The organism is Paenibacillus sp. ClWae2A (assembly GCF_032452295.1).
Taxonomy (GTDB): domain Bacteria; phylum Bacillota; class Bacilli; order Paenibacillales; family Paenibacillaceae; genus Paenibacillus.
The window spans coordinates 72923-99297 of sequence record NZ_JAULSQ010000003.1; the positions used below are offsets into that span (position 1 = coordinate 72923).

Annotated in this window: 29 protein-coding genes; 6 read left to right on the top strand and 23 right to left on the bottom strand. The window is 46.5% G+C overall.

The genetic code is table 11. The annotated features are described in order from the left end of the window. Positions 1-220: 220 nt before the first annotated feature. Entirely contained in the window at positions 221-1117 is an 897-nt protein-coding gene (locus QVE09_RS11510; protein WP_315936943.1) for an AraC family transcriptional regulator, read from the bottom strand. Positions 1118-1225: 108 nt separating this feature from the next. On the opposite strand from QVE09_RS11510, the gene QVE09_RS11515 reads away from it, so the two are divergent. Then, the gene (locus tag QVE09_RS11515) at positions 1226-2155 is read left to right on the top strand and encodes an EamA family transporter (RefSeq protein ID WP_315936944.1); all 930 of its coding nucleotides are present in this window, start codon (positions 1226-1228) and stop codon (positions 2153-2155) included. 87 nt (positions 2156-2242) lie between these two features. On the opposite strand, the gene sigF is transcribed toward QVE09_RS11515, so the two are convergent. The 11 genes from sigF to QVE09_RS11570 all read right to left on the bottom strand — a co-directional run bounded on the left by sigF (position 2243) and on the right by QVE09_RS11570 (position 11084). Then, the gene (gene sigF, locus QVE09_RS11520) at positions 2243-2998 is read right to left on the bottom strand and encodes an RNA polymerase sporulation sigma factor SigF (protein WP_036607856.1); all 756 of its coding nucleotides are present in this window, start codon (positions 2996-2998) and stop codon (positions 2243-2245) included. Positions 2999-3012: 14 nt separating this feature from the next. Continuing rightward, complete coding sequence (spoIIAB, locus tag QVE09_RS11525) at positions 3013-3468, bottom strand: anti-sigma F factor (RefSeq protein WP_036672324.1); 456 nt, start codon at positions 3466-3468, stop codon at positions 3013-3015. Next, positions 3465-3818, bottom strand: a complete 354-nt coding sequence (gene spoIIAA, locus QVE09_RS11530; RefSeq protein ID WP_017687636.1) for an anti-sigma F factor antagonist — start codon at positions 3816-3818, stop codon at positions 3465-3467. Before spoIIAA ends, spoIIAB begins: the two co-directional genes overlap by 4 nt. A gap of 144 nt (positions 3819-3962) precedes the next feature. Then, positions 3963-5138: a D-alanyl-D-alanine carboxypeptidase family protein gene (locus tag QVE09_RS11535; RefSeq protein ID WP_315936945.1), complete on the bottom strand. Its 1176-nt coding sequence runs from the start codon at positions 5136-5138 to the stop codon at positions 3963-3965. Positions 5139-5388: 250 nt separating this feature from the next. Next, entirely contained in the window at positions 5389-6213 is an 825-nt protein-coding gene (locus QVE09_RS11540) for a purine-nucleoside phosphorylase (RefSeq protein WP_315936946.1), read from the bottom strand. Positions 6214-6342: 129 nt separating this feature from the next. Next, a complete protein-coding gene (locus QVE09_RS11545) occupies positions 6343-7233 on the bottom strand; it encodes a tyrosine recombinase (RefSeq protein ID WP_105599514.1) in 891 nt (296 codons plus the stop codon). 75 nt (positions 7234-7308) lie between these two features. Then, the gene (locus QVE09_RS11550; protein WP_017687632.1) at positions 7309-7551 is read right to left on the bottom strand and encodes a DUF4227 family protein; all 243 of its coding nucleotides are present in this window, start codon (positions 7549-7551) and stop codon (positions 7309-7311) included. A gap of 158 nt (positions 7552-7709) precedes the next feature. Further along, a complete protein-coding gene (fur, locus tag QVE09_RS11555; protein ID WP_036607866.1) occupies positions 7710-8177 on the bottom strand; it encodes a ferric iron uptake transcriptional regulator in 468 nt (155 codons plus the stop codon). A 107-nt stretch (positions 8178-8284) separates the two neighbouring features. Then, on the bottom strand, positions 8285-8914 hold the full coding sequence (gene spoIIM / locus QVE09_RS11560) for a stage II sporulation protein M (protein WP_017687629.1): 630 nt from the start codon (positions 8912-8914) through the stop codon (positions 8285-8287). A 371-nt stretch (positions 8915-9285) separates the two neighbouring features. Then, a complete protein-coding gene (locus QVE09_RS11565) occupies positions 9286-10488 on the bottom strand; it encodes an endonuclease Q family protein (RefSeq protein ID WP_315936947.1) in 1203 nt (400 codons plus the stop codon). A gap of 2 nt (positions 10489-10490) precedes the next feature. Beyond that, entirely contained in the window at positions 10491-11084 is a 594-nt protein-coding gene (locus QVE09_RS11570) for an NUDIX domain-containing protein (protein WP_315936948.1), read from the bottom strand. A gap of 348 nt (positions 11085-11432) precedes the next feature. On the opposite strand from QVE09_RS11570, the gene QVE09_RS11575 reads away from it, so the two are divergent. Beyond that, entirely contained in the window at positions 11433-11567 is a 135-nt protein-coding gene (locus QVE09_RS11575) for a Z-ring formation inhibitor MciZ (protein WP_017687626.1), read from the top strand. Positions 11568-11889: 322 nt separating this feature from the next. On the opposite strand, the gene QVE09_RS11580 is transcribed toward QVE09_RS11575, so the two are convergent. Further along, entirely contained in the window at positions 11890-13023 is a 1134-nt protein-coding gene (locus QVE09_RS11580) for a M20/M25/M40 family metallo-hydrolase (protein WP_315936949.1), read from the bottom strand. An 82-nt stretch (positions 13024-13105) separates the two neighbouring features. Between QVE09_RS11580 and prli42 the strand changes: the two genes are divergently transcribed. Further along, positions 13106-13207, top strand: coding sequence for a stressosome-associated protein Prli42 (gene prli42 / locus QVE09_RS11585; protein WP_017687624.1), 102 nt, complete (start codon positions 13106-13108; stop codon positions 13205-13207). Positions 13208-13233: 26 nt separating this feature from the next. Here the strand turns inward: prli42 and lipB are convergent, their stop codons facing one another. From lipB to lpdA, 5 genes are all read right to left on the bottom strand, one after another. Then, complete coding sequence (lipB, locus tag QVE09_RS11590) at positions 13234-13941, bottom strand: lipoyl(octanoyl) transferase LipB (protein ID WP_315936950.1); 708 nt, start codon at positions 13939-13941, stop codon at positions 13234-13236. Between the two features lie 111 nt (positions 13942-14052). Further along, a complete protein-coding gene (locus QVE09_RS11595; RefSeq protein WP_315936951.1) occupies positions 14053-15498 on the bottom strand; it encodes a dihydrolipoamide acetyltransferase family protein in 1446 nt (481 codons plus the stop codon). Between the two features lie 47 nt (positions 15499-15545). Continuing rightward, positions 15546-16532, bottom strand: a complete 987-nt coding sequence (locus tag QVE09_RS11600; protein ID WP_017687621.1) for an alpha-ketoacid dehydrogenase subunit beta — start codon at positions 16530-16532, stop codon at positions 15546-15548. Between the two features lie 2 nt (positions 16533-16534). After that, the gene (locus QVE09_RS11605) at positions 16535-17563 is read right to left on the bottom strand and encodes a thiamine pyrophosphate-dependent dehydrogenase E1 component subunit alpha (RefSeq protein WP_036607878.1); all 1029 of its coding nucleotides are present in this window, start codon (positions 17561-17563) and stop codon (positions 16535-16537) included. Positions 17564-17702: 139 nt separating this feature from the next. Then, positions 17703-19127: a dihydrolipoyl dehydrogenase gene (lpdA, locus tag QVE09_RS11610; protein ID WP_315936952.1), complete on the bottom strand. Its 1425-nt coding sequence runs from the start codon at positions 19125-19127 to the stop codon at positions 17703-17705. A 224-nt stretch (positions 19128-19351) separates the two neighbouring features. Here lpdA and QVE09_RS11615 point away from each other — a divergent pair, with 224 nt between their 5' ends. Next, the gene (locus QVE09_RS11615; protein ID WP_315936953.1) at positions 19352-19669 is read left to right on the top strand and encodes a DUF2627 domain-containing protein; all 318 of its coding nucleotides are present in this window, start codon (positions 19352-19354) and stop codon (positions 19667-19669) included. 63 nt (positions 19670-19732) lie between these two features. Beyond that, on the top strand, positions 19733-20080 hold the full coding sequence (locus tag QVE09_RS11620; RefSeq protein ID WP_036607883.1) for a potassium channel family protein: 348 nt from the start codon (positions 19733-19735) through the stop codon (positions 20078-20080). A gap of 8 nt (positions 20081-20088) precedes the next feature. Here the strand turns inward: QVE09_RS11620 and QVE09_RS11625 are convergent, their stop codons facing one another. After that, the gene (locus tag QVE09_RS11625) at positions 20089-20301 is read right to left on the bottom strand and encodes a hypothetical protein (RefSeq protein ID WP_047843592.1); all 213 of its coding nucleotides are present in this window, start codon (positions 20299-20301) and stop codon (positions 20089-20091) included. 176 nt (positions 20302-20477) lie between these two features. On the opposite strand from QVE09_RS11625, the gene QVE09_RS11630 reads away from it, so the two are divergent. Then, on the top strand, positions 20478-21077 hold the full coding sequence (locus QVE09_RS11630) for a thymidine kinase (protein WP_017687615.1): 600 nt from the start codon (positions 20478-20480) through the stop codon (positions 21075-21077). A gap of 121 nt (positions 21078-21198) precedes the next feature. Here the strand turns inward: QVE09_RS11630 and QVE09_RS11635 are convergent, their stop codons facing one another. From QVE09_RS11635 to QVE09_RS11650, 4 genes are all read right to left on the bottom strand, one after another. Next, complete coding sequence (locus QVE09_RS11635) at positions 21199-21675, bottom strand: hypothetical protein (protein WP_017687614.1); 477 nt, start codon at positions 21673-21675, stop codon at positions 21199-21201. Positions 21676-22209: 534 nt separating this feature from the next. Next, complete coding sequence (locus QVE09_RS11640) at positions 22210-22860, bottom strand: hypothetical protein (protein WP_315936954.1); 651 nt, start codon at positions 22858-22860, stop codon at positions 22210-22212. A gap of 335 nt (positions 22861-23195) precedes the next feature. Further along, on the bottom strand, positions 23196-24233 hold the full coding sequence (locus QVE09_RS11645; protein WP_315936955.1) for an NAD(P)/FAD-dependent oxidoreductase: 1038 nt from the start codon (positions 24231-24233) through the stop codon (positions 23196-23198). 159 nt (positions 24234-24392) lie between these two features. Then, a complete protein-coding gene (locus tag QVE09_RS11650; protein ID WP_315936956.1) occupies positions 24393-26366 on the bottom strand; it encodes an AraC family transcriptional regulator in 1974 nt (657 codons plus the stop codon). Positions 26367-26375 lie beyond the last annotated feature (9 nt).

Below are 26375 nucleotides of genomic sequence, written 5' to 3' on the forward strand. Positions count from 1 at the left end.
TCAGAATTTCATGACTCTTGAAGTTATCTTCTGAATACAACATAGACTACAACTGTGTAGAAATTTGAAGATTAGCCTTTAATACGCTCTCCTTGTGACCGATTTTAGGCGCGACTGAGTGCGGAGCATTATTTTACATATCAAAAAAGTCGCCGTATGGGCGACTCTTCGGTATTAGTAGCTAGGCTCACGGATCATGAACAATAACTCAACAATTATTTTATTTTTCTCTTTTGTTCAATTCCCTTCTAAATCGTAGAGGGGTTGAATTCATTATTTTGCGGAATTGGTTAATGTAATAACTCGTGCTATTAAAACCGACCTCGTAGGCAATTTCGGTGATGCTACGCTTGGAGGATTGCAATAGTTCAATGCTTCTTTGGATGCGGTACTCGATCACATATTGCATGGGTGTGGTTTTCAGGATTTGCTTGAAATAACGGCACGTCTCCGATCGACTTAACTGTCCGGCCTTTGCAATATCTTCCAGCTTAATTGGATCGGCATAGTTGAGATTAATCCATTGCAACATGTCTTTCATTCGGTTGTTTCTGCTCATCTCTGATGGATCATGTTCCAGGGAATATCCGTTCATAATCAGCAGTTTCCACATATTAAGCACCGTAGAAGCAACATTCACTTCGTAAAAAGGAACTGGGTGCACTAACTCCTTTCTAATCCGTGCAATCGCATCCAGAATCTGTTCTCCCCAAGCGTCAGCTCTTTCGATATACAGAAAAGGCAAATTAGTTGCTGTTACATATGGATGTACGTACTTTATATACATATCCGAAGGCATGATAGCATGCGGGGACAAATTCAGACATAAATAGATGCAGTTCTCGCTCACACCGCGATCTTCAGCCATATGCATTACTCCACTGTTGATAAAAATCCCGTCACCTTTGGACAAAATCATCTTTTGATCGTTGATATGGAACAACGCCGTACCCTGAAGAACGGCAACAAACTGCAATTCATCATGCCAGTGGAGAGGAATATGTCCGTGAACATTTTGAACAATGGTTGTCTCATAACAGGCTATAGATAATGTATCGGTACGGTGTTGCGTCATTTCTTTCAAATGTTGATCAATGATAAATTCGATTTTCTGCATGGGCCTCATCTCAATATAGTTATATTTTTAAGTGTAATATTGATATAAATGTATCGCGTTTCTCCTTAATATAACACTATTCTTATATTTAAGGTGAGGCGAACAAGAATGACAACTTCTGCAAAATCCAAAATTTCAGGCATCGTACTCGTTCTGACGGGAGCCATCTGCTGGGGCATTGGGGGTACGGTATCTCAAAAACTGTTTCAACTGGATGGAATTGAGGTCAATTGGTATGTCACTGTACGATTGTTGATCGCTGGGTTAGTATTACTGGTTATTCAATTGTTTACAAATGGACGATTTCAAATTTTTGATGTGTGGAGAAATAAAAAAACGGCTGGACAACTGATCATTTTCGGATTGGTGGGCATGCTTGCCGTCCAGTATACGTACATGGCATCCATTAAACACGGCAATTCAGCGGTGGCTACACTCCTGCAGTACCTGTCCCCTGTTATGATCATGATTTACATCGCACTCCGTAAGCAGTCTGTCCTCACACGCAATGACCTTGCATGCGCCGTTCTGGCTCTCAGTGGATGTTTTCTCCTGCTGACGAATGGCTCGCTTACGCAGTTATCTGTCTCCTCGCTCGCAGTGATATGGGGGCTGTTATCGGGGGGTTCAGCTGCATTTTATACGCTGTATGCCGTGCAACTGATTAAAAAGTTCGATTCACTTGTTGTGGTCGGCTGGGCTATGATCATCGGTGGTTTGGGAATGAGTTTTATTCACCCACCCTGGAAAATGAATTTTGCTAGCATCACGCTCGAAACCTACGGTTATTTGATATTTACGATCCTTTTTGGAACCATGATTGCTTTTTGGTTTTATATTGCGAGTCTCAAAAGTCTTACACCCAAGGAAACTAGCCTGCTCGGGAGCGCAGAGCCGCTTGCTGCTGTTGGAACAACTGTCATATGGCTCCATGAACCTTTTGGCTTCTATCAATGGATTGGTATGGCATGTATTCTTGGCATGATGCTGGTCATGCAGTCCAATCGTTCGGGATCTCCCCGTATTAACAACAAATAACCTCCCACGCCATAATGCGCGATAGAAGGTTGTTAGTTGTCGTATATTGGTGTATAAACGCCAATATTGTTGTTGCAACCCACGAAATCACTGCGCGATCTGGTCGCGGATGGATTGCAGTATTTTTTTCTCCAGACGTGATACCTGTACCTGAGATATTCCCAGCCTGCTGGCAACCTCGGACTGGGTTTGATCCCGGTAATACCGAAGATAAACGATTAATCGCTCCCGCTCGCTGAGACCACCGATGGCCTCGTTCAGGGCCAGCTTGTCAAACCAACGTTCCTGAGACTCGTCAGCAATCTGATCCATTAACGTGATGGGATCACCGTCGTTTTCAAATACCGTCTCATGGATGGAGGTCGGTGGTTTGTTCGCTTCCTGGGCAAATACAACTTCCTCCGGGGTTACCCCCAGCTCTGCGGCAACTTCCTTAATCGTTGGTAAACGATCCAGATGTTTGGACAGTTCGTCCCTTTTTTTGCGGACTTTATTCGCCATCTCTTTCAGTGAACGACTGACCTTCAGGGTACCGTCATCCCGCAGGAATCGCTGGATTTCTCCGATGATCATCGGTACCGCGTAGGTTGAGAACTTCACGTCATAACTGAGATCGAATTTGTCCACTGACTTGAGCAGACCGATACAACCAATCTGGAACAGATCTTCCGGATCATATCCCCTGTTCATAAAACGCTGTACGACGGACCAGACGAGTCTGATGTTGCAGTTCACCAGCGTATCCCGTGAAACATGGTCACCCGACTGACTGAGCGCAATCAGCCGTTTGACCTCGGCATCGTCCAAATAGGTCTGTGAAGATGGTTTCACTTCAGCATCCATAAGAACACCAACCCCTAATTATACAATGCTTTCTTGGATTCAATCCTTTTTTTCATCTTGATGGAGGTGCCTCTGCCGGGCTCACTGCTGACTTCGAATTCATCCATGAAGTTTTCCATAATGGTGAAGCCCATGCCCGACCGCTCAAGTTCGGGTTTGGACGTATATAACGGCTGCTTGGCCAGTTCAAGATCTTCGATTCCTTCGCCGCGGTCTTCCACAATAATGGTAATCATATCTTCCCGAATCTCGGCCTGGATGGACACAACACCTTCGGAGTTGTTGTTGTATCCGTGGATGATGCTATTGGTCACGGCTTCCGAAATGACCGTCTTCAGGTCACTGAGCTCGTCCATCGTTGGATCAAGCTGGGAGATAAACGCAGCAACGGTTACCCGTGCAAACGATTCATTCTCTGACTTGGCCGCGAATTGCAGATTCATGAAATTTGTCCCTGTTCCTTCATTCATGAGACGACCTCCAGACCTGAGAGAGCAGTTCCCTCATTTTCGTATATCGGCATAATCTTGAACAACCCCGACATTTCCAGCAAACGGTACACCGGCGAATTGACGTCACAGACCACCATCTTGCCGCCTTTATTCTTAATGAGCTTGTATCTTCCCAAAATGACACCCAGACCCGAACTGTCCATAAATTGCAGATCTTTCAGGCTGAGTACGAGATGCTCGCTTTGTCTCCGCTGGATGGCTTCATCCATCTGCATCCGTACCATGTCAGCTGTATGGTGATCCAGCTCCCCGGATAATCGTACAATCAGAATCCCGCGATGGTGTTCCATTTCTACATGCAAGTTCACGTTTGCTCACTCTCCTCCCTGTCTTAGAACAAGGATTTCTACGCTTCCGAAGGCTTTTCCTGCCCCCCGACAAAACTAGAAGAAAACCCCTATTTAACTACAAAATATGTTCGAAGGATGCGTGCAACTCGCAGAAATCGCCGTTTAGTCAAACAAGTTGGACGTGGTCCGCTTGAACAACTTCCACCAGCCCGCCTTATTCACATCCTGCGGAGCCTGAATGTCGAACTCCTTAATCACGTCATTGCCCTGGTAAACCACAAGTTTACCTATACTTTGCCCGGCTTTGATTGGAGCTTTCAATTCTTTGGCGACTAGCAATTCATGCCGGATGTCATTGGATTTGGCTCCTTTGCGCATCAACACACTATAATTTTGTGTGGCATTTAGAGGCAACTCGGCAACTTCACCTTTTTCGATTCTCAGACTACCCAGCAGATCCCCTGCCTTGTAAAGAGCCTTCATCGTATACTGACTAAAGGCATAGTCAAACATCGAAGACACTTCGCTATTACGTGTTTTGGTATTTGGTTCACCAAGTACCACGGAAACGACACGCAGTCCATCTTTGGACGCTGTTGCGGACAGGCAGAATTTCGCTTCGGATGTGTAACCTGTTTTCAAACCGTCTGCCCCTTGATAAAAACGAACCAGCTTGTTCGTGTTCACCAGCCAGAATGGCTTTTCCGTATCTTTGCGAAGGTAATCCTGATATGCGCCGGTGTACTTCGTAATCCCTGAGTGTTTCAGCAATTCACGGCTCATGACGGCAATATCATGGGCGGAAGAATAATGATTATCAACCGGCAGACCGTTACAGTTGGCAAAATGAGTATCCTTCATGCCAAGCTCCTTCGCACGCTCATTCATTAGCTGTACAAAAGCTTCTTCCGAGCCAGCAATCTTCTCGGCCATAGCCACTGAGGCATCATTGCCTGAAGCCATTGCGATCCCTTTTAACATATCATCGACCGTCATTTCTTCCCCGGGCTCCAGGAAGATCTGAGAACCGCCCATAGAAGCTGCATATTCGCTCGTTCTTACTTTGTCCGTCAGCTTCAGCTTGCCCGAGTCAATCGCTTCGATTGTAAGCAGCATTGTCATAATTTTTGTAATACTCGCCGGAGGCAGCTGATCATGACTGTTTTTCTCATAAATGACCGTTCCCGTATCTGCATCCATTAAGATCGCAGAGCGCGCCGACGGGGCCAGGTCAGTTCCTCCCGCTGCCTTCGGTGTTTCTTCAGCCGATGCCGTTGATGCCAAAAGGGACAGCAGGATACAAAGGGTCATGAACGATGCCATTATTCTTTTCTTCACAAGGTTACCTCCTCAAATGACTTGCTTACTGCATGTTCCATGCATGTACTGCTAATCATTGTCGGCCCGTTTCCAGTAAATTATTCCATGTAAAGCATGATTTCCCGAACTTTTATTGAAAATGTGGTCATAGCCAAAAAAACGCACTGCACTCAAGGAATGAGTAACCGTACGTTCAACACAACAAAAAAAAGGTTACCCCCCGATGATTTCTCATCCAAAGAGGTAACCTTCTCTACTCAAATCTTGCTTACATTTGTGGAATAACTGCCACTACCAGCGCAAGGAACGACTCACGCACACGTTCCGTTGTGTCCATCACCTCATCATGTGACAGTGGCTGGTCCAGAATTCCGGCAGCCATGTTGCTGATACAGGAAATACCGAGTACTTCCAGGCCTGCGTGGCGTGCGACGATCACTTCAGATACAGTGGACATGCCCACTGCGTCTGCGCCCAATGCACGCAGCATTCTGATCTCTGCTGGTGTCTCGTAGTTCGGACCAAGCATACCTGCGTATACCCCTTCACGTACGTTAAAACCTTGTGATGCGGCCGTATCCTTCGCCAGCGCACGCAAACGGCGGCTATATGCTTCGGACAGATCCGGGAAACGCACGCCCAGTGCAGCGTCATTTGGCCCGATCAGTGGATTTTTGCCTGTGAGATTTAAGTGATCAGAGATCAACATCAAGTCTCCAGCTTCATACGACGTATTCACACCACCCGCAGCATTGGTTACAAGCAGGCTGCTTACACCCAGTTCTTTCATAACCCGTACCGGGAAAGCTGTCAATTCCGGACCATATCCTTCGTACATATGGAAACGGCCTTTCATCATCACGACCGGACGACCTTTAATGGTTCCGACCAAAAGTTCACCTTCATGTCCTTCTACTGTAGACACCGGAAAATGTGGAATATCCTGATAAGCGATACTTACGCCACCTTCAATCAGTTCTGCCAGTACGCCAAGACCCGAACCCAAAATCAAACCGACTTCCGGCTTGATGGAGCTTTTGCTTTGAATATAAGATGCTGCTTCCGAAATCATTTGTTGGTTTAATGCTGTCATGCGATGTATGTTCCTCCTTGAGTTGAAACGATCCGTCTTATGTATAACGGCGTTTGGATGTATTCAATTTATTTTATCCTAAATCAGCCCAATGTTCCGCATTTATTTGTGAATGCCATGCGTCAAAATCTATCTTGCCCTCGGATGATGAGTTTCATAGATTTCTTTCATGGTTTTGCGACCATGATTGCCATATTGTTGTCCGGGCTGCTCCACGTGACCCAGCATGTCTTGAACCGCACGTGTATCCGCCCCATTGGCAATCAGGTGTGCCGCAAAGGAATGACGCAGCGTATGCGGCGTAATTTCTTCCGAGATTCCCGCATCCACCGCCGCTTTTTTGAGCAGCTTCCAGAAGCCCTGCCGGGTTAATCGTCTGCCAGACACATTCACGAATAGTGCCTGCTCGTCCGAATCGGTTTTGAGCAACTTATTGCGGAACTCCTCCACATATACACTTGCCCAATGTGCTGCTGGTGCACCGATGGGAAGGATGCGTTCCTTGCCCGCCCCACCGCATCGTATAAAGCGCATGCCTGGCTGAACATCCCGAATGTCAAGGGCAATCAGTTCCGAGACCCGAATGCCTGTAGCATATAACAGTTCAAGCATCGCTCGATCTCTCACACCCTGCGGTGAACGAATATCAGGCGCTGTCAGCAGTTGTTCGATCTCCTGGATACTTAACACCTGTGGTGGCGTCTTGTCCGCCTTGGGAGCTTCCACATCAAACGTAGGGTCCTGTATAATATCACCCCGCCGCATCAAAAAATGAAAGTAGGAGCGCAGAGATACGATGCTGCGGGCAATGGTTGCATTGGCACGTCCTGCCTGTTTGAGCTGACCTGCAAACAGGACGACATGTGTGCGTCTGACCTGATCGGCTTCGCGTATGCCATATTCCTTATCAGCAAATTCAATGAACTTGTCCACGTCTCGGAGATACGATTCAAGCGTGCTGCTCGACATCCCTTTATCATCTTCCAAGTATAAGGCATAGGCATGTATCGTCTGTTTCATGTACAACGCTCCTCAACTGACAGATCTGCCGCTCTGGCAGACTGCTCCCGTATTTGCATCCCTGGCTGTTTGAAGCTACTCCCCGTACCAATAGAACAAACGGAGACGCTCTGCCATCGTAGGACGTCCTTCTCCATTACCCGGCCAATCCGTTTCCTGAAATACTTTGATTGCATTGCCAGTTGGCATCTGATACTGATCCACAGGTGAGATCCAGCCATTAAACAGATCCAGAACATGATAGAACAGATAAACTAATGCAGCAAAAAATATAATAAATCGAATAAAACGGAGCCCTCTCCGCACTGATATAATCATGGGCGCGTCCCCTCCTGATTCGAATCCGGTATTGTCCTTGAATCAGGGTATGACCATAAACACAGGTTTATGCCATTCGGGCGAAACTCCAGATCATGTCCGGTGCCAAAAAAGCTCTCCCGTCAAAACCGCCGGTGAGAGCTTGAAGATATGCTATGTTATTCTTCATCTTTGGGTTTCTGTTCATTTTTAGCTTTGCAACGATAACAAATTCCATGAAAGTCCAGTCGGTGATCTACTACCGAAAAGTTGAATTCCCGCTCCAAACGCTCTTCAAGCGGTCCAAGCCAGTCTTCACGTATTTCATCCATACTTCCGCATTGAACACAGATTAAGTGATGATGGTGATGCTTGGATGTATCTCCGCGCAGATCATAACGCGCTACACCGTCGCCGAAGTTGATTTTCTCTACAACATGCAGCTCACTCAGCAGTTCGAGGGTACGGTACACGGTTGCCAGACCGATTTCGGGAGCCTTTTCTTTAACGAGCATGAATACATCTTCTGCGCTCAGATGATCTTCTTCATTCTCAAGAAGTACTCTTAAGGTGGCTTCCCGCTGGGGCGTTAATTTATATCCTTGGGACTGTAGTTGCTGCTTAATTTTATCAATCCGTGCTTCCATTTTCTCCCTCCCCCTAGGAAATCACTGCACACTGCAACTTAACCCACTCTTTTCATTATAGGGGGAGTGCGTAATTAAAGTCAACATTTTACACTATACGGTGCACGTTAGGCCGGTAGTAGCATTGGCGTGACCCAACGCATCATCGCAGGTGTAACCCATGTTTCAAAAGACGCCACGCCGAGCAGCAGTGCAGCCATAACCAAAGTTAACACTATATATGAAGCAAAAGGCCTTTGTCGACCAGGTGTCCGCTGCATCAAAACACGATTGCGAATGATGTATAACGAGAATGTCATCGCTGCCACACTGCAGATCAAAAGGATCGGAATGACAAATAGATTATGCGGCGCTACGGACACCAGTGCAAACAGCAGCCCTTTCCAGGAATACTGTCCAACAAGGTACCCCACTGTGAATCCAATGAGCACACCTTTCAAAAAATCCAGAACCAGTATACCAGGTAGTCCAACAACGGATAAACCCAGAATAAAGATCAGACCCACCCATTTCAGATGGAGCATGGCAATGTCCCAATATGCCCCGGTCTCTGTTACCTGTGCACTGTGCTGCACGGTCATGAAGAAATTGCCGAGATAACCCTCCAGATCCTGACGTTGCTCAAGAGACAATGCGTTGACCATGAGCGCGCCAAAAATGACGCCGACCAGAAACAAGACGGCCACGAATACATATAACGAAGTCTGACCTTTAAATGTAAAGTAGGAAGAGCGCATACAGGTACGAGTCCCCTTTCCGGTATCATGCTGCAAGGATTCTCAGTTACATCCTCATAGTCATTCTTATGAACCGGAATGCACCTGTATGACTTCTTGTCCAGATTGGACCTACGTGAAGTGAAGCTTTATCAGTTGAACCTAGGAGTATTTACACGGGTCACTACGATGACAGAACAACCTTTCGATCGCTGTTATCCCCAGATTTTTTTCATTCCTTTTTAAAGGGGAAATACGGGGATAAAGGCGAAGCATATGCTTCCGATGCAGCTTTCTTTCAGAAAGCTTTTAGCTCCGCTTCTTCAGGTTCTTTCTGTCTCCTCCGCTTTGCGTAAATGTTTAGTTCAATTTATCTAATCTAAAGATTTTCCTTAAACAGTAACCTTTCCGTACGTGCCGCCACCTCCGGAGGACAGCTCCAGTTGTCCGTTCCGTGCAGCCACAATTAAGCCTGCTAGCACAGGTCCAACAACCGCAGCAAGCTCTTCCTCACGCGTGCGATGAAGTACGTTCATTTCCGTACCAAAATGGTCCAGTAGCTGGCGCAGTTTGGCTTTGCCAAGTCCCGGGATGAACTCCAGTGGTACCTGATAATGATAAGCCGGTCTGTTTGCAGGAACATGAGGACTCTCCCGATCAGAGATTGCCAGAATGCGGTCCAGCACTCCCTGAACCAGCTTCAGGCTGCCACAGTGCGGACAACGCTCTGCTGACATCGCTTGCTCGTCCATAATACTGCCACATGCTGCACAGTAGGTACGATGATATTTGCCCAGCCTTGGATTAAGTCCATAATTGGCAGCAATGCTTCTGCCTGCTTCTCCTTGGAGTGCCATACGGAACTCATCAAAAGAAGGGGCAGCAACTTGCAGTTCATTATACTCTCGTCCAATCTTACCGAGAGAGTGGGCATCCGAATTGGTCAGGAACGGAACATGATCCAATTCCCGAATATAACTGGCCATGGATGAATCCGAGCTTAACCCCAGCTCTACCGCATCCACGAGACTAGTATCCAGCACATCGCTCATACGGGGCGCAGTACTGCCATAGATGCCTTTGTGCGGTGTAAACACATGTGCGGGCACAATTAGTCCACCACGCGCCTTAATCTCAGACTGCATCTCTAGAGCGGGCACGTAGACACGCTGAGAACTGAGGTTCACATTTTTCATATAACGTTTCATCCAGTCCGTGAAGGACTTCATCGTTTTCAGATCACGGAAATACGCCAGCATATGGAACTCACGCATTCCAGGCTCGCGCAGCTCAATCTCTGTACCCAACAGAATGGTGGTGTCCTGGTAGGTAATACCGCCGCCCTCAATCTCGGACATGGTACCACTCTCCAGCAATTGTTTAATATCCATCTGTACAACCGGAGAATGACAATCAATAACACCAAGCAAATGAATTCCTTTGCGATCCGATGCTTCCCGGGCAATATTCTCAAATGTCAGATCACGACTGCCACTGATTTTAACAGCCTCACCGCGAGAGGTTCGTCCGATGTGGATATGCAGGTCTGTATAACAGGGCTCCCACATCGTGGACGTTTTCAGTAGGTCTTGCATGCCTAGAACCGTCCTGTCGTTCTGTAAAGGTCCCACGCGTACACGGCCATCATCGTTTTGGCATCGCTAATCCGGTTCTCGTCCATAAGTGCATAGGCTTCCTCCAGAGTTATTTCGGCAACTTCAAGGAATTCATCTTCGTCCAGCGCCATATCCCCGGCTTCCAACTCTTCAGCGATGTATAGATGAATGATCTCATCTGCGAACCCCGGTGACGTGTAAAACGAACGCAAATGACGCAGCGACTTGGCTACATATCCCGTCTCTTCTCGCAATTCACGTGCTGCGGCAACTTCCGGCTCTTCTCCCGGGTCCAGTTTTCCCGCAGGAATCTCCACTTCGGTGCGTCCCATTGCCTGACGATACTGATCCACAACAAGCATGCGATCCCCATTCAGAGCGAGTACAGCTACCGCTCCAGGGTGCCGGATTATCTCACGTGTAGCCGTCTGGCCATTCGGTAGTTTAACGGTATCGACTTGAAGTGAAATCACTTTGCCCTCGAAGATTGGCTTGGTGGATAGGGTCACTTCATCCAGCTTCGGATTGGCAGGTTGAGCTGCATGGATGGATTGGGCAGATTGGTTTGGTTTCATTGGTTCTTCAACTCCATATCGTTGGATTATATATAAATGGACTAAAAATATTTACACTAACCACTCCGATGACAGAACAACCCTTCGATCGCTGTTATCCCCAGATTTTTTTGATTTCTTTCTCTAATAGATAAAATTTGGTGATAGCTTATGCTTACGATGCAGCTTTCTTTCAGAAAGCTTTTAGGCGAACGCTCCGCTTCTCTTGGTTATTTCTGTCCTCTCCGTTCTTGTGTAAAGGATTAGCTCAATTTATATATTCGGTTAATGTATAAATTTCTGATTTAGGGCATATGGTGAGCGTATAGAAGTCTCACAGCAAATATAAACAAATCAGGGGGGATTTTGATGAACAGTTATATGACGCCTCAATCCGTACACGTGGTAGGACAAGCCCGGCAAGTACAGCTCATACTCAAACAATGGTTGCGCGAGTGGGGCCCGGATGCCAAGTTAATCGATCTGCTCGCTGGACGTAAATGAATGGGTCATCGATCCATTCATCCATAGATTCAATTTGATCCTAAATTAACGAGTCTTCTCACTTGAAATATAACATGAATTTACAAAAAGTCCGAATCCGATACTAGGGCGTGTCTCAAAACTCGCTGAAGTGCATCTTTTACCGCCTTTTCGCCCCCTGCTGCGTCACTTTCCCTTGACGTGCCCCGGCACGCCTGCGGAAAACTTCCTGGCTTGGAACGAAAATTCGGCAAAATCTGCTTCCTTCAGAGTTTTCAGACACGCCCTAACCGGGTTCGGACTTTTGTCTACGAACTTCATATTAGGTAACATGTGCTCTATATTATTTCTTGTCAGCTGCCGTTTCCTGAATAATAGCTACGACTACCTGGGATAACTTCACAATGTCTTCGGCACGAATACGTTCTTTGGTTGTATGAATATCCTCATATCCTACCGCCAGATTCACTGTTGGAATGTCGAATCCGTTAAAGATGTTGGCATCACTACCGCCACCGGAAGCAAACGTACTTGTCTCCAGCCCAAGACCGCGAATGGCACGCTGCGCAAGCTGTACAACTTCGTGTTCATCATGGAAGCCAAATGCAGGGTAAAGGATCTCACTTCTGAATTCAGCTGTTGCACCGTATTTGCGACAAGTCGTTTCCAACGCGTCACGCATCTGTGCAACCTGCAATTCAACTTTCTCCTGCACAATACTGCGGGCTTCCGCTTCAAGCTGTACAAAGTCACACACCACATTGAGTGCTGATCCACCCTGGAATTTACCGATGTTCGCTGTCGTCTCATCATCAATTCTGCCCAGTGTCATCGCTGCAATCGCTTTTGCTGCAACCTGAATGGCGCTGATCCCGTCTTCCGGGTTCACACCCGCATGTGCGGACTTCCCATAGATGCTCATTTGAATTTCAGCTCTCGCTGGTGCAGCAACACAGATCGTACCTACAGCTCCATTAGAATCCAGCGCATAACCGAACTCGGCATCGATATCCTTCGGATTCATGGCACGTGCGCCCACCAGCCCAGACTCTTCGCCGACCGTAATGACAAATTGAATTTTACCATGAGCAATCTTGTTTTCCTGAATCACACGAATCGCTTCGAACAATGCCGCAATCCCTGCTTTGTCATCTGCTCCCAGGATTGTTGTTCCATCACTGCGAATCCAGCCGTCTTCACCCAGTTCAGGCTTGATTCCCTGTCCCGGCATAACCGTGTCCATATGACATGTGAAAAAGATCGGTGCAACACCCTCTGTTCCTTCCGCTTCCCAGGTAATGACGAGGTTTCCGGCGCCATGTCCGGTTTGCTCCATGGTATCGTCCTCATAGACATGAAGCCCGAGATCTGTAAACTGTTCTTTTAACACATTCGAGATGTTCTGTTCATTTTTAGTTTCACTATCAATCTGTACCAGTTCCATGAACTGATCGATAACACGTTGTTGTTTAATCATAGGACTTTCCTCCCTCTCGTAGATACGGTACAATACAATTACTATGGCTTGTTTACTTTATGTTGAAAGGAGTTCTCTCATCATGCAAAAAAAGAAATGGTTCAAAATCATCATCTATCTCATGCTGATCGCCATGATCGGGTCCACCCTTTTCATAGCTCTCGAACCGTTGCTGTTTGGATAGCAACCTGAAGCCTTTCGACGAACTGTTTACAGACGTTGAAGGGCTTCTTTTTCTGTGACCCAATTAATTTGATATGGAAAAATACGATTAAAGTACGGAACAATCTCCTTCGCTACCTGCTCCACCGCATAGGACTTGCCCGTTATATCCTCCAGTGAGGTAACGCCATACTGCTCAATCCCACAAGGAACAATCCCCTGAAAACCAGCATGTTGAATGCCAGAACTGATGTTAAAAGCAAACCCGTGACTGGTCACAAAACCGCGGCGGTGTTTGCAACGATTAAACTTGATGCCGATTGCAGCAATCTTCATATCGCCAATCCACACACCCGTATAACCCTCTTTGCGTCCAGCTTGGATGTCTTGGTCTGCTAGATAATCTATAAGTACCTGCTCAAGTTTCCGTAAATAACCGTGCAGATCCAGGTCTTCATCCCGACCAAGAACCAATAACGGGTAACCTACCAACTGACCCGGACCATGATAAGTAATATCACCGCCACGGTCAATTTGAAACAAAGAAATCCCTTGCTCACGCAACTCTTCCGGACTGAGAAGCAGATGCTCCGGATGATTTTGTGAACCGATTGTATACGTTGGCGGGTGCTGTAAAAGCAGCATCTGCTCTGCTCCCTCGCCCTCGTCCAATCGCTGCACAATCGCTTTCTGGCGGTTCCAAGCCTCTTCATAATCAAGCATTGGTATGTATGCAACATCCAGCGGCTTGCTCATGATTCCCCACACCCTTCTGCTTCAGGTTCAGTGTACAATTGAGCACCTGTCCGTAGACAGCAGGAAAAGTGCACGGCCTCCGGCACATACACTTCCCTGTCAACTATTTACTTAATACACCTTGGTCTCCATGGTATATCCTTCAAGGTTTTCTTTAACACGTTGCAAGAAACGTCCGCTGATTACACCATCCAGGATTCGGTGATCCAGAGACAGACAGAGATTAGCCATCGAACGAACCGCGATCATATCATTAATAACCACTGGTTTTTTGACAATGGACTCAAATGTAAGAATCGCTGCCTGCGGATAGTTAATGATTGGCTGGGACAGGATCGAACCAAATGAACCTGTGTTGTTCACCGTGAACGTACCACCTTGCATATGGTCCAGCTTCAACGTACCTTCACGTGTTTTGCGAGCCAGTTCATCCACTTCACGGGCCAGACCTGCAATATTTCGCTGATCGGCATGTTTGATTACAGGTGTAAGTACGGAATCTTCGGTTCCTACCGCCATGGACAGGTTAATGTCACGTTTGACGATAATTTTGTCCACTGCCCATACCGAGTTCATGATTGGGTAGTCTTTAATCGCGTTAACGACTCCCTTCATCATGAATGACAGATATGTCAGATTGATGCCTTCCTTACGCTTGAACTCATCCTTGAGTTTATTGCGCAGCATCACAAGATTTGTTACGTCCACTTCGATCATTGTCCATGCATGCGGAATTTCCGATACGCTTTGACGCATATTCCGGGCAATGGCATTACGCACAGGGGTAACATCGATGAAATACTCCGATCTTCCCTGGCCGCCACCTTCCACTTCGATCTGTGGAATTTTCGGACTTTCGGTTAAATGAATGCCTGAATGTCTCACAGGAACACCTGCATCAGACGCTGCGATCGCTTCTCCAGCGGTTAAACCCATTTCACCATTTCCACGATTCACTCCGCTGAATGGAGAAGCAGACGGCACACCAGAAGGTGTATGCTGTACTGCTGCAGATGATGATTGTGCAGACGATCCAGCCGCGTTACCTCCCTGTGCAACAAATGCCAGCACATCTTTGCGGGTAATACGACCACCTGCTCCAGTGCCTTGGATGCTTTGCAAGTTCAAGCCATGCTCTGCTGCCAAGGATTGCACTGCCGGGGAATACCGATTACGCATCGGCTGGTTGGGGTCATGTGCTGCTGTATTTGAGGCGGCAACAGGAGTATGGCTTACATGTTGCTGCACTTGCTCCTGTTGCTGCGATACTTGTGTTACTTGCTCAGCCGCTTCTTCGTCAGAAGCTGCGACCTGCATGCGGCAGATTGCTTCACCAACAGCAATCGTTGTGCCCTCTTCCACCAAAAGCTCACCCATAATTCCATCCACAGTGGATGGAATCTCGGCATTGACTTTATCAGTGATTACTTCACAGATCGGCTCGTACTGTTCCACACGGTCGCCCGGTTTTTTCAACCATTTACCTATGGTAGCCGAGACCAGCGATTCCGCCAATTGCGGCATAATGACCTCGATCCATTTCATACGTTCAGCCATTTGATTATCACTCCAAACTTTACTTTTAAACGATCCAAAAAGCGAAATTAAAACTCCGCAAGTGTACGCATTGCTGCTTTGGCTTTGTCCTTGCTCAGCATGTAGAATTTCTCCAATGTTGGGCTAATTGGCATGGCCGGCACGTCAGGTCCGCAGAGACGCTGAATCGGTGCATCCAGTTCAAACAGACATTCCTCGCTAATAATCGCGGCAACTTCGGCACCTACACCACCGGTTTTGTTATCTTCGTGTACGATCAACACCTTGCCTGTCAGACGAGCCGAAGCAATAATCGCTTCACGATCCAACGGTTGCAATGTGCGCAAATCCAGAACGTGTGCTGTAATGCCTTCTTCGCGCTCCAGCTCCTCAGCAGCCTGCATTACAAAATGCAGCGGCTGACTGTAACCGATCACCGTAATATCCGCACCTTCACGAAGTACGTTGGCTTTACCAATCGGAACGATGTAATCATCTTCAGGCACATCTTCCTTGATAAGTTTGTAGCATTTTTTATTTTCAAAAAAGAGAACCGGGTCCGGGTCGCGAATAGCGGCCTTGAGCAGTCCCTTGGCATCGTATGCCGAGTAGGGAGCTATAATCTTCAGACCAGGTGTACCAAAGAAAATCGATTCCGGACATTGGGAGTGATATAACCCACCGAAGATCCCGCCACCAATCGGCGCGCGGATAACAATCGGACAGCTCCAGTCATTGTTGGAACGATAGCGGATCTTGGCCGCTTCACTAATGATCTGGTTGGTTGCCGGCAACATGAAGTCCGAATATTGCATTTCGGCAATTGGCTTCATGCCATACATCGCTGCACCAATGGCAACACCTGCAATAGCGGATTCAGACAAAGGTGTGTCCATCACTCGCATTTCGCCAAACTGATCTTGCAGCCCTTTAGTTGTGGTAAACACACCACCTTTGAGACCTACGTCTTCACCAAGGATAAACACATTCTCATCCCGTTCCATCTCTTCTTTCATCGCGAGACGGATTGCATCAATATATTCCATCACTGCCATACTTACCGTCCCCCTTCTTCGCTGTCCGCATAAACGTGCGTCAGAGTGTCCTCAGGTTTAGGATATGGCGCGTTGTCTGCATATTCAGTTGCTTCTTTCATTTCCATCGCAAGCTGGGAAGCCAGATCCGCATCCCGGGCTTCGTCCCAGATGCCGCAATCGATTAAATAGTTCTTCATGCGAGGAACGCCATCTTTCTTCCAGTTCTCCTCAACTTCCTCTTTGGTCCGGTAAGCCAGATCATTATCGGAGGTGGAATGAGGTGACAACCGATACATCATCGCTTCAATCAGTGTTGGGCCTTCTCCAGCTATAGCACGGCGACGCGCTTCCTTCACTGCAGCATATACTTCTAATGCATCGTTACCATCTACACGCAGTCCGGGGAACCCGTATCCTTGTGCTCGATCGGATATTTTGCCGCTCAACTGTTTGTGAATCGGTACCGAAATTGCATATTGATTGTTCTCACACATAATAATGACAGGCAATTTATGCACACCTGCAAAGTTAGCTCCCTCATGGAAGTCACCCTGATTGCTTGATCCTTCGCCAAAGGTAACAAAAGAAACAAATTCTTGCTTCTTCATTTTGGCAGCCAGCGCAAATCCAACGGCATGCGGAACCTGTGTTGTAACCGGGCTGGAACCCGTCACAATCCGCAGCTTTTTGTGACCGAAGTGACCGGGCATTTGCCGACCGCCACTATTCGGATCTTCTGCCTTCGCAAAAGCGGACAACATCAACTCACGCGGAGTCATGCCTACCGCCAGTACAAAGCCGTAATCCCGGTAATAAGGTAAATAATAATCGTGATCCCGATCCAGACCAAAAGCAGCGCCTACTTGCGCAGCTTCCTGTCCTACACCGGATACGTGAAAGTTAATTTTGCCAGCCCGTTGCAAGAGCAAGCAACGCTCGTCAAACTTGCGCGCGAGCAGCATGTATTTGTACATATCCAATACTTCACCATCGCTAAGTCCCAGCTGTTGATGCCGGTGGACCGCGTCTGCAGTACCTTGTGAACTCATATGAGGTACCTCCTTTTAATCAGAGCCTGTGCCACTCTTACTACCCGATCTTATAACCTGGTACTAAGACTTGGCTTAACCTTATTATAATCCCTTTTACCCAAAAAAGGAAAGGACCTTTCTCATAAGCTTGTTTGGCTTACATCCCAATGGCCTTTCCATCGACCGCCAACATGGCTTCACCCATAATTTCTGACAGAGAAGGATGCGGATGAATGGTTTGTCCGACTTCCCAAGGTGTGGCATCCAGCATCTGAGCCAGAGAAGCCTCAGCGATTAATTCCGTCACATGGGTGCCAATCATATGTACCCCCAATATATCATTCGTCTTGGCATCTGCGATCACCTTCACGAATCCATCCCGACTTCCGTGAATAAGCGATTTGCCAATGGCCGAAAATGGGAACTTGCCTGTTTTAATGTCATAGCCACGTTCTTTGGCTTCACGCTCGGTGAATCCGATGCTTGCTGCTTCCGGACGTGTGTACACACAGCGCGGGATACGGTGGGATTCTACGGCATGTACCGTTTCGCCCGCCAGATGTTCGACAGCGAGAATGCCTTCATGACTTGCGGCATGTGCAAGCTGCAAACCGCCGATGCAGTCACCAATGGCGTAGATGTGACCTTCACCGGTCTGTAACTGTTTGTTCACAGCGATGAACCCACGCTCCAGTTTGATATCTGTATTTTCGAGTCCGATATTTTCGACATTGGCCTGACGTCCAACCGACACGAGCATTTTCTCCGCTCTCAGCGTTTCCTGCTTATCTTCACCAAGCTGCACATCAATCTGAATGCCCTCTTGATCTGTGTTATATGTTTCCGTTAGAACGGTGGCACCTGTCAGGAAACGAACACCTCGTTTGCCGAGCAATCGCTGCATTTCTCTGGCAACATCCTCATCCTCGGCAGGCAACACGTGAGCAGCTGCTTCTACTACTGTGATGTCTACGCCAAAGTCATTCAGCATGGATGCCCACTCCAGTCCAATCACACCCCCACCGACAATGATGAGTGATGCAGGAAGTTCATCCATACGCAGGGCTTCGTCGCTGCTCATTATGAATTTCCCGTCCGGTTCCATGCCCGGCAGCACACGAGGACGCGAACCAGTGGCAATGATGAGATTGGTTGGAACTACCGTATCCATCTCGCCATCTTCGAACTCTACAGCGACTGCTCCGCTCTGCGGTGAGAAGATGGATGGTCCGATGACGCGACCTTTCGCGTGTACAACCTGGATTTTATTTTTTTTCATCAAATATTGAACGCCCTGATGGAGCTGTTCGACAATCGCATCCTTGCGCGCCTGTACTTTGGGAAATACAAGTGTGGCTCCATTCGTCACGATACCATACGTCTCGCTCTCCTGAATATCAGCGTATACTTCCGCGCTTTTCAGCAAAGCCTTACTCGGAATACAACCACGATGCAGACAGGTTCCACCAAGCTTGTCCTTCTCAATAATAACGACCTGTTTTCCCAGCTGTGCAGCCCGGATCGCGGCTACATATCCACCGGTCCCTCCTCCAAGAATTGCAACATCACATGTAATTGGCATCTCTCATGCTCTCCTCTATGAATCAAATTTCAATTTAATTTATGATGGCTTGAATCATGGTTTAGCTTATAACCTCTATACTCCATTGTACTCTCCTTGAGCGGTCAACTCAAAGTTTGAAGCAATCACACATGGACAGCCCATGCATTCCAAGCTATGATGGAACCAGGTATGATCTGTAAGCGTAACCTTTATTTAATGTCGACTTTGGCAGAAAGGGTATAATGCTCATGAATACAAGATTAGTCTTTGCGCGATTTTTGGCGATTGTTGTTCTGGTCATTCCCGGTTTAATGGCAATGAAGGGTTTTCTGATGATGAAAGATGCCCTGTTCCTATATTATGCCGAGCACGGGAACGAACTGATTTCACCAGGGTTCCAGTGGCTTTCCTTTGGCGGTGGACTTGTCCTTTTTGCCGCAGGTATGAGTTTTCTGGGAGGCTGGATCCTGTTCCGTGACCGCAAGCGTAATTATGTAGGTCCCCGTTTCCGGTCCAAAAGTGTACCCGAAAAAGCAGATACGCCCGGAAGGACTCCATGAGTCCGGGCTTTTTGTGTGTTTATACAACACACCGCCTACTTTACATAGACAGGATGGTTCATCATGGTATCATTTCTAATCACGTTACAACGATTGCTCAAAGGCATTTTCCATGCGTTCAAAGACCCCAAGTTTCTGGCTTTGTTTGCATTAACGGCAGCAACGTTGCTGTCAGGCACTTTATTTTACACTCGTGTTGAAGGTCTGCACTGGATCGATGCGTTATACTTCTGTGCGGTTACCCTGACTACGGTGGGACATCCTGAATTTGTGCCAACCACCGGATTCAGCAAAGCCTTTACCGTAATCTACATGTTTGCAGGCATTGGTCTCACCTTTGCCATGATTGCCAGAATTACAGCAGGTATTCTATTCCCTCGCAAATTAAAGACAGAAGAGGACCCGGAGTAATCTCCGGGTCATTCGTATAAGGCATCCCGCAGTTTGGTAGACATACGTGATTCTTTGGAAGAAGACTTCAAGATCGTTCTACGCAAGGTAAGGTTACTTGCCTGCAGTCTCTCCGCTTCTGCGAACAGTTCTGCAAATAATGCCTGCGCCGCTTCATCTAGAGATCCCTGTTCTTTCAGGCTTTCATATCGTTCTTGAAGTGATGTTAATGCTTCACTCATACTAAACACCTCTTTTCACAACTCCTGTTAACTAGCTGCCGTAACCAATACCTTAACAATCCATATAGTAACACAAAGCTGCGCAGATTAGTTCTGGCTCTTTTCAAAGATTTTGTGGTACTCTGTAAAGGTCGCTTTTTTTGTTGAATCCCGTATGTGAGAGGAGTAGCAGCACCGTGCAAACAGGACGTATTACCGTAATTACTGGACCCATGTTCAGTGAAAAATCCGGTGAACTCATTCGCCGTTGTCAGAAATTAATACAATTTGGCCGTAAAAAGGTTGTGGCCTACAAACCAGCCGAGGATAATCGGTTTGCCCAGGACGAGATCGTGAGCCGAATTGGTTATCGACTCCCTGCCCATTCCATTCCCCGGCAATTAACCCCGGAATCCGTAGAAATGATCTTGAACCAAACCATAGATGCTGATGTTGTTGCATTTGATGAAGTACAATTTTTCAGCAGTGCCATTATGGAACTTGTCTCAGAGCTAGCGTATTGTGGCAAACATGTCATTGTGGACGGACTTAATATGGATTACCGAGGCAAAGAATTCGGATATGTCGGCGGTTTGCTTGCCATGGCAGACGACATTGAGAAACTCTCGGCTTTCTGTGCGGTATGTGGCAGCCCGGATGCAGCCTTTACGCAACGTATCGTCAATGGGGAGCCTGTTACCTTGGGTCCGGTTGTCATGATTGGCGATTCAGAAGCTTACGAGCCACGCTGTCGTTGCTGCTTCATTCCTCCTCACAAAGTTGAATGCTCATCATAATTCCCAAAAGATCGATCTTAGATATCTTCCAAAAAGGCCCCTTGGGGCTTTTTTTGTTATAGAGCAAACATTCGCACAAAAAAGCACCGCTTCGCAGCGATGCTTTCAGAGTCACTTCCCGCTAGTCACGGGAAACAAAATATTTGTTGGTCATGTAGTAAGCGTCACCACGCGACGTTTCCACCATTCCTTTTTTGGCATCCAAAAATACAATCTCTTTACATTTTGTGCAGTACCATTTTGTGCGCTTGTATGGAGATTCCGTCACATAAGCCGTGCCACATTTACAATCAATCTTCATTAATAACTCGGTTGATTTATAAGCACTGGACAAGCGTTCCAGGTTATCCTGCTGCTGTGTAGGCATAATGGTCTGCTGATAATCCGATAAATGATTTTGAACCTTGAAGTCTGCTACCAATCCTGCATTCAATCCAAAAAACTCCTTGCCGATTTCGGTCACGAAGCGCTTCTCATTTCTGTAGCAATCCAGCCACTCAATAATCTGCTTATTAGACAGTGGAACCGTACCCTTGATACCGCTGTTTAAGGTGTAGGTCATGATGTATAAAGTATCGTCTTGTCTACCTGAGTACATTAGAATCCTCCTTCGAATACATTTGCTAATGTACTACAAAAACGCGCATAAATCAAAAAAATCTTATTTCCTGAGCGCATCTCTTCTTATTAAATGGGAAACATTCCTCGTTCATCCGCCAAAGACTTACAAGAACTGCATACACCTGAAACATTTCCCTGTGGCGCCGCATAATGCACGACCGATTTAACGTTTTTCTTGCATATGGAACAGTAGTGCCTCCTTTCCTTTTTTGGGATATAGTCCGATAGCTTCACTACGTTTTTGTTCTGTCGGAATCTTTGTAAGAAGACCGGCCATTTCATCTCGCTTCACTCTTTCTTGTTCGCCTACTTCGTAGTCATTTTTGTGCTCTGGGCTAAAAATCATCTCGTCTTTTTTTATGTATACGATTCCAAGTTGTGCGTGCCTATCTCATAATCTATTCGACGTTTTGGGCGTTTTTCCTGTTTTTAATCTCTACACATATAAAAAAAACCGACAGAACCTGCTCTCCTTAGTTTCAGAAGAACAGTATTTTAGTCGGTTCCAGCCTTATTTATAAAAAGTTCCCAGAACGTCCAACTCTGATGAGCGCTCAATTCGAAATGGATAGATATACCCCTGATTCATCCGGGTAAATTTCCGGCTCCACAGATCCAGTCCCGATGTGAACTGATAGGCCTGATATATAAACTTGGAGCAGTAATTGCGCTCAATACTGCGCAGATTGGTCTGCAAACGGTAGAATTTCACCTGCTTGTAATGGTCCTGGACCCAACCGGCTGCTTTCATGCCTGCCTCACTCAGTCTGGAACGGAATACAATGAAGCGATCTCCTTCATAAAACCGCGTGAGATACCACTCTAATGAATCAGCAAATACAGGCCCATAAGGGTGCACATGATACACTTTGCCGTCGAGACCAATAATGCCCATATGCCCGGCGTAATACGTTGATTCCGAGCTTGGCGTGTACACAATATCCCCTGGCTCTAGCTTCATCTCACCCAACGCGTTAATGGGCAAGTCCTGATGCAGCCGTTTGGCAGCTGAACGTTCACGCCGCCCTTCAACCAACAAGCGATGAAGTGCGCCAGCAAGTGCGAGATACATTTCAGACCATTTGATCTTTTTCATATCAGGTCGTTTAAACCACCGCTGGATGAAGGTGAAACCTCGTTGTGGCTGTGATCCCTTTTTCATACGCTGCACTCCACTCTGATCTAGTTATTGTATCTATATAAGTTGAATTAAAGTTTATTTACACTGACACTACGATGACAGAACAATCTTCCAATCGCTGTTATCCCCAGATTTTTTCTGTCCTCTCCGTTATCGTGTAAATTATTATTTCAATTTATATCGTTGTTTTTCTAATGTTTCTCAGGCTTATTATAGACATTTGGTAGTGTATATTCAATTCGATAGCCTTTGTGTCTGGTGAAATTATGCCTTCCTATTACCCATTTTATGCAAAAAAAGATGACTTCGGGATTAAATTAACCCGAAGTCATCTTAATGTATACAAATGCATACTTTTATTCTTCTACAACACCAAGAGCTTTATTTTTCTCCTTAAAACGGCTGTTATGGGAAGAAACATAAGCCACTTTTTCCGCTTCAGGATCCATGTAAAGCTTTGCACTGTTCACCGCAAGGGCAGCGTCAGTGAAGGTACCAGCAATCAGATAAAGTTTGCTACCATAATCTACAAAGTCACCTGCGGCAAAAACACCAGGAATATTGGTTTGTAACCTCTCTGTTGTAGTGACGTGCCATTCGCCAAGATCAAGTCCCCAATCCCGGATTTGACCAAAGTCACTCTTCATGCCATGGTTTACAATGACAGCATCGACTTCAAGCAGTTCAGTTTCACCTGTGTCCACGTGTGAGATGGTCACCTGTTCAATCACATCACCACTCATACTATGCAGTGTCTCTACAGCATATGGTGTACGGACATCTACAGAGGATTCTCTCATACGCAGTACATTACGCTCCAACCCGCCAAAGCGGTCACGACGATGCACAACCGTAACTTGCTCTGCCAGAGCTTCCAGTTCATTCGCCCAGTCCACAGCAGAGTCGCCTCCACCCGAGATCAACACGCGTTTACCACGGAATGGCTCCAGTTCCTGCACAGTATAGTGCAGATTGCTAACCTCGTAACGGTCCGCACCTTCAAGCTCTAGCTTGGCCATTTTATATATACCATATCCGATTGCCATAATGACGGTACGTGTCCAGTGTTGTTCACCTGTTGCAGAAGTTAACAGAATTGTGCCATCAGGTTGACGCTCGAATCCTTCGATCTGTTGTTCAAATACGAGGGTTGGCTCAAAAGTTCTTGCCTGTTCTTCCAATTGTTTGATCAGATCTTCACACAGAATTGGCGTCACACCCCCGACATCCCAGATCATTTTCTCCGGATAAAAGAGCATGCGACCTCCCAATCTGTCACGTGCCTCAATCAACTTGGTCTTCATATCCCGCATGCCGCTATAAAAGGCAGAGTACATGCCCGCAGGGCCACCGCCGATAATGGTTACATCATAAAGTTCCAACTGCTGATTCATATTAAAAATACCTCCGTTAATTCGATCCAGAACATCGAGTATTTGATATCGATTCTCATTATCACTTAAATCCTAGTGTAATGGTAATCTTATCAAAATACAATGGCTAAAAAACAAACATTTCTTGTACAAAAATTCTACGAACACATCTTCTCTTTATTATTGCGTTCTTGGAGCCGCCAACAGCTTTTCAACGACAAAATCAAGTTGTTTATTAATTGAATAGATATCCGAATAATAGAAGAAATCGAAATCAATCTCAATCAGACGACCTTCCTTAATGGCAGGGATGCTGCTCCATATTGGATTATCCGTCAAGTTATCTGCCCCTTCATACACAGAGCGAAACACATAGTCTCCGATATATTCAGGAAGGACTTCCATGGAGATCGTGGAGCCTGCCGCGTCCGAAACCACGTCGATTTTTTTCTGTACGACTTCAGGTGCCTTCATTCCCAAGTACTCATATACCGCCTGAGATCCACGGCCAAATTGTTTGCTCTCTACAATAACCATACCTTTCAAACCACCCTCCACAATGGAGATTGTTTTGTCCAGTATGCCTGCATCTGCAAGAGTTTTTTTACTCTCTTTGACTTTGTTGTTGAGATTGGTGATTAACGTCTCGGCTTCCTGCTCTTTGCCAAAGATACTTGCTATATCATGAAGTCTCTCTTCTGTAGTCAATTTCTCATACGGAATATATACCGTAGGTGCAATATCTTTTAATAACGTATACGTCTCTTCTGAAGGAACAATAATCAGATCCGGATCAAGATCAATGACAGCTTCAGGATTCGGTTCAAACCAGGTACCCAATGCGTTTACACCCTCTAGCTCACTCTTGTATGCAGCCCCGTCATATACATCTGAGGTAGCGATTGGCTTAACTCCAAGTGCAACGACATCCCCCTGAAGATACAATACAACAACCCGTTTTGGATTCGCTGGAACAACTACGTCACCCTTAACCGTTGAAACCGTGCGTGTTTCACTGTCTTTGTTCGTCTGGCTTCCTGTGTCTGATGATACTGCTGTACTGCTGTTATTGGAACTGGCACCCGTTCCTTCGCCAGCTGCTGGTGTTGTTGCTGTACCTGAAGAGCAGGCTGCGAGGAGCATCGTTATGCTCAATAATGCCACCATAATCATACTGGAACTTGTTTTTCTTCTTTTCATTGGTGTAGACCCTCCGTCTATATATTGATAATGATTCTCATAATCAATATATCCCGACTTCCATCTTCTGCCAATGGATGATTCAGAGATTACCAATGGACGATCCTCTGTTCTCGCTTCTTCTCTCATCTTTCGTTGATACTGTATCGGAGAGATCCCCACATGTTTTTTGAAGATACGACTAAAATAATACACATCCGAATAACCTACTTCTGCTGCAATTTCACTCAGCGTTGCATCAGATCGCAAAAGCAGATTGCGAGCCTTAGCGATTCGGGTCTGAATTAAATAATCAATGGGACTGTGACCCGTCTGTCGTTTGAATTGCATGGATAAATGACGGGAGCTGTAGTTGAATTGTTCAGCCAGGAAATCAAGCGTGACCTGTTCCCTATAATGGTTCTGTATATAACGAAGTGTTTGTTTCACCGGGTCAGCAAGCTCTGTTTTGATCTCCTGCTCTGCCAACTGAACCATCATTTCATGAATGAATTGGTAAAATAAACTTTTTGTATGAAGCAGATCCAGACTCCCAGATTGAATCCATGCACCCTCAAGCTCATCAAGGTAACGTAACAACCCCAGCGGACTGCTCGGTGCAAATCCATATTGCAAAGAGAACGGCGCAACTTCCGGCTGTGCCAATAACCACTTTTTACGATAACTAGGAAAGGCAAGGAATGCTCTGTAATAGAGCAGAATATATTCAAAATCTTCCTTGGTTTGGATATCCAGTGAAGATCCTTTGGCTCCATGAAGCATGTAAAATCGCTCTGCCTTGTATGCTCGTCCATCCAATTGGAGGTCAGCCGACCCTCGAATCGTATATATAAACCCATTTGCCGGAAGTGTGTAGGAACTCAGTTGTTCCCCTGCCTCCATAACGATTCTGCGTATATCCAGAACCTTAACAGCGGCATGATTCCAGCATTTCATCTGTTCGTCTAATTGCATCGAATACTC

What these genes read in the sequence shown, in the direction of transcription:
- QVE09_RS11600 (WP_017687621.1), bottom strand. Translation starts at nt 16,532, where the DNA reads ATGGCAGTGATGGAATATATTGATGCAATCCGTCTCGCGATGAAAGAA.
- sigF (WP_036607856.1), bottom strand. Translation starts at nt 2,998, where the DNA reads ATGGATGCTGAAGTGAAACCATCTTCACAGACCTATTTGGACGATGCC.
- QVE09_RS11570 (WP_315936948.1), bottom strand. Translation starts at nt 11,084, where the DNA reads ATGAAACCAAACCAATCTGCCCAATCCATCCATGCAGCTCAACCTGCC.
- QVE09_RS11605 (WP_036607878.1), bottom strand. Translation starts at nt 17,563, where the DNA reads ATGAGTTCACAAGGTACTGCAGACGCGGTCCACCGGCATCAACAGCTG.
- QVE09_RS11580 (WP_315936949.1), bottom strand. Translation starts at nt 13,023, where the DNA reads ATGATTAAACAACAACGTGTTATCGATCAGTTCATGGAACTGGTACAG.
- QVE09_RS11650 (WP_315936956.1), bottom strand. Translation starts at nt 26,366, where the DNA reads ATGCAATTAGACGAACAGATGAAATGCTGGAATCATGCCGCTGTTAAG.
- QVE09_RS11645 (WP_315936955.1), bottom strand. Translation starts at nt 24,233, where the DNA reads ATGAATCAGCAGTTGGAACTTTATGATGTAACCATTATCGGCGGTGGC.
- prli42 (WP_017687624.1), top strand. Translation starts at nt 13,106, where the DNA reads ATGCAAAAAAAGAAATGGTTCAAAATCATCATCTATCTCATGCTGATC.
- lpdA (WP_315936952.1), bottom strand. Translation starts at nt 19,127, where the DNA reads ATGCCAATTACATGTGATGTTGCAATTCTTGGAGGAGGGACCGGTGGA.
- fur (WP_036607866.1), bottom strand. Translation starts at nt 8,177, where the DNA reads ATGGAAGCACGGATTGATAAAATTAAGCAGCAACTACAGTCCCAAGGA.
- QVE09_RS11515 (WP_315936944.1), top strand. Translation starts at nt 1,226, where the DNA reads ATGACAACTTCTGCAAAATCCAAAATTTCAGGCATCGTACTCGTTCTG.
- QVE09_RS11540 (WP_315936946.1), bottom strand. Translation starts at nt 6,213, where the DNA reads ATGACAGCATTAAACCAACAAATGATTTCGGAAGCAGCATCTTATATT.
- QVE09_RS11640 (WP_315936954.1), bottom strand. Translation starts at nt 22,860, where the DNA reads ATGAAAAAGGGATCACAGCCACAACGAGGTTTCACCTTCATCCAGCGG.
- QVE09_RS11575 (WP_017687626.1), top strand. Translation starts at nt 11,433, where the DNA reads ATGAACAGTTATATGACGCCTCAATCCGTACACGTGGTAGGACAAGCC.
- lipB (WP_315936950.1), bottom strand. Translation starts at nt 13,941, where the DNA reads ATGAGCAAGCCGCTGGATGTTGCATACATACCAATGCTTGATTATGAA.
- QVE09_RS11615 (WP_315936953.1), top strand. Translation starts at nt 19,352, where the DNA reads ATGCTCATGAATACAAGATTAGTCTTTGCGCGATTTTTGGCGATTGTT.
- QVE09_RS11635 (WP_017687614.1), bottom strand. Translation starts at nt 21,675, where the DNA reads ATGTACTCAGGTAGACAAGACGATACTTTATACATCATGACCTACACC.
- spoIIAB (WP_036672324.1), bottom strand. Translation starts at nt 3,468, where the DNA reads ATGAATGAAGGAACAGGGACAAATTTCATGAATCTGCAATTCGCGGCC.
- QVE09_RS11620 (WP_036607883.1), top strand. Translation starts at nt 19,733, where the DNA reads ATGGTATCATTTCTAATCACGTTACAACGATTGCTCAAAGGCATTTTC.
- QVE09_RS11625 (WP_047843592.1), bottom strand. Translation starts at nt 20,301, where the DNA reads ATGAGTGAAGCATTAACATCACTTCAAGAACGATATGAAAGCCTGAAA.
- QVE09_RS11510 (WP_315936943.1), bottom strand. Translation starts at nt 1,117, where the DNA reads ATGCAGAAAATCGAATTTATCATTGATCAACATTTGAAAGAAATGACG.
- QVE09_RS11545 (WP_105599514.1), bottom strand. Translation starts at nt 7,233, where the DNA reads ATGAAACAGACGATACATGCCTATGCCTTATACTTGGAAGATGATAAA.
- QVE09_RS11565 (WP_315936947.1), bottom strand. Translation starts at nt 10,488, where the DNA reads ATGCAAGACCTACTGAAAACGTCCACGATGTGGGAGCCCTGTTATACA.
- QVE09_RS11550 (WP_017687632.1), bottom strand. Translation starts at nt 7,551, where the DNA reads ATGATTATATCAGTGCGGAGAGGGCTCCGTTTTATTCGATTTATTATA.
- QVE09_RS11595 (WP_315936951.1), bottom strand. Translation starts at nt 15,498, where the DNA reads ATGGCTGAACGTATGAAATGGATCGAGGTCATTATGCCGCAATTGGCG.
- spoIIM (WP_017687629.1), bottom strand. Translation starts at nt 8,914, where the DNA reads ATGCGCTCTTCCTACTTTACATTTAAAGGTCAGACTTCGTTATATGTA.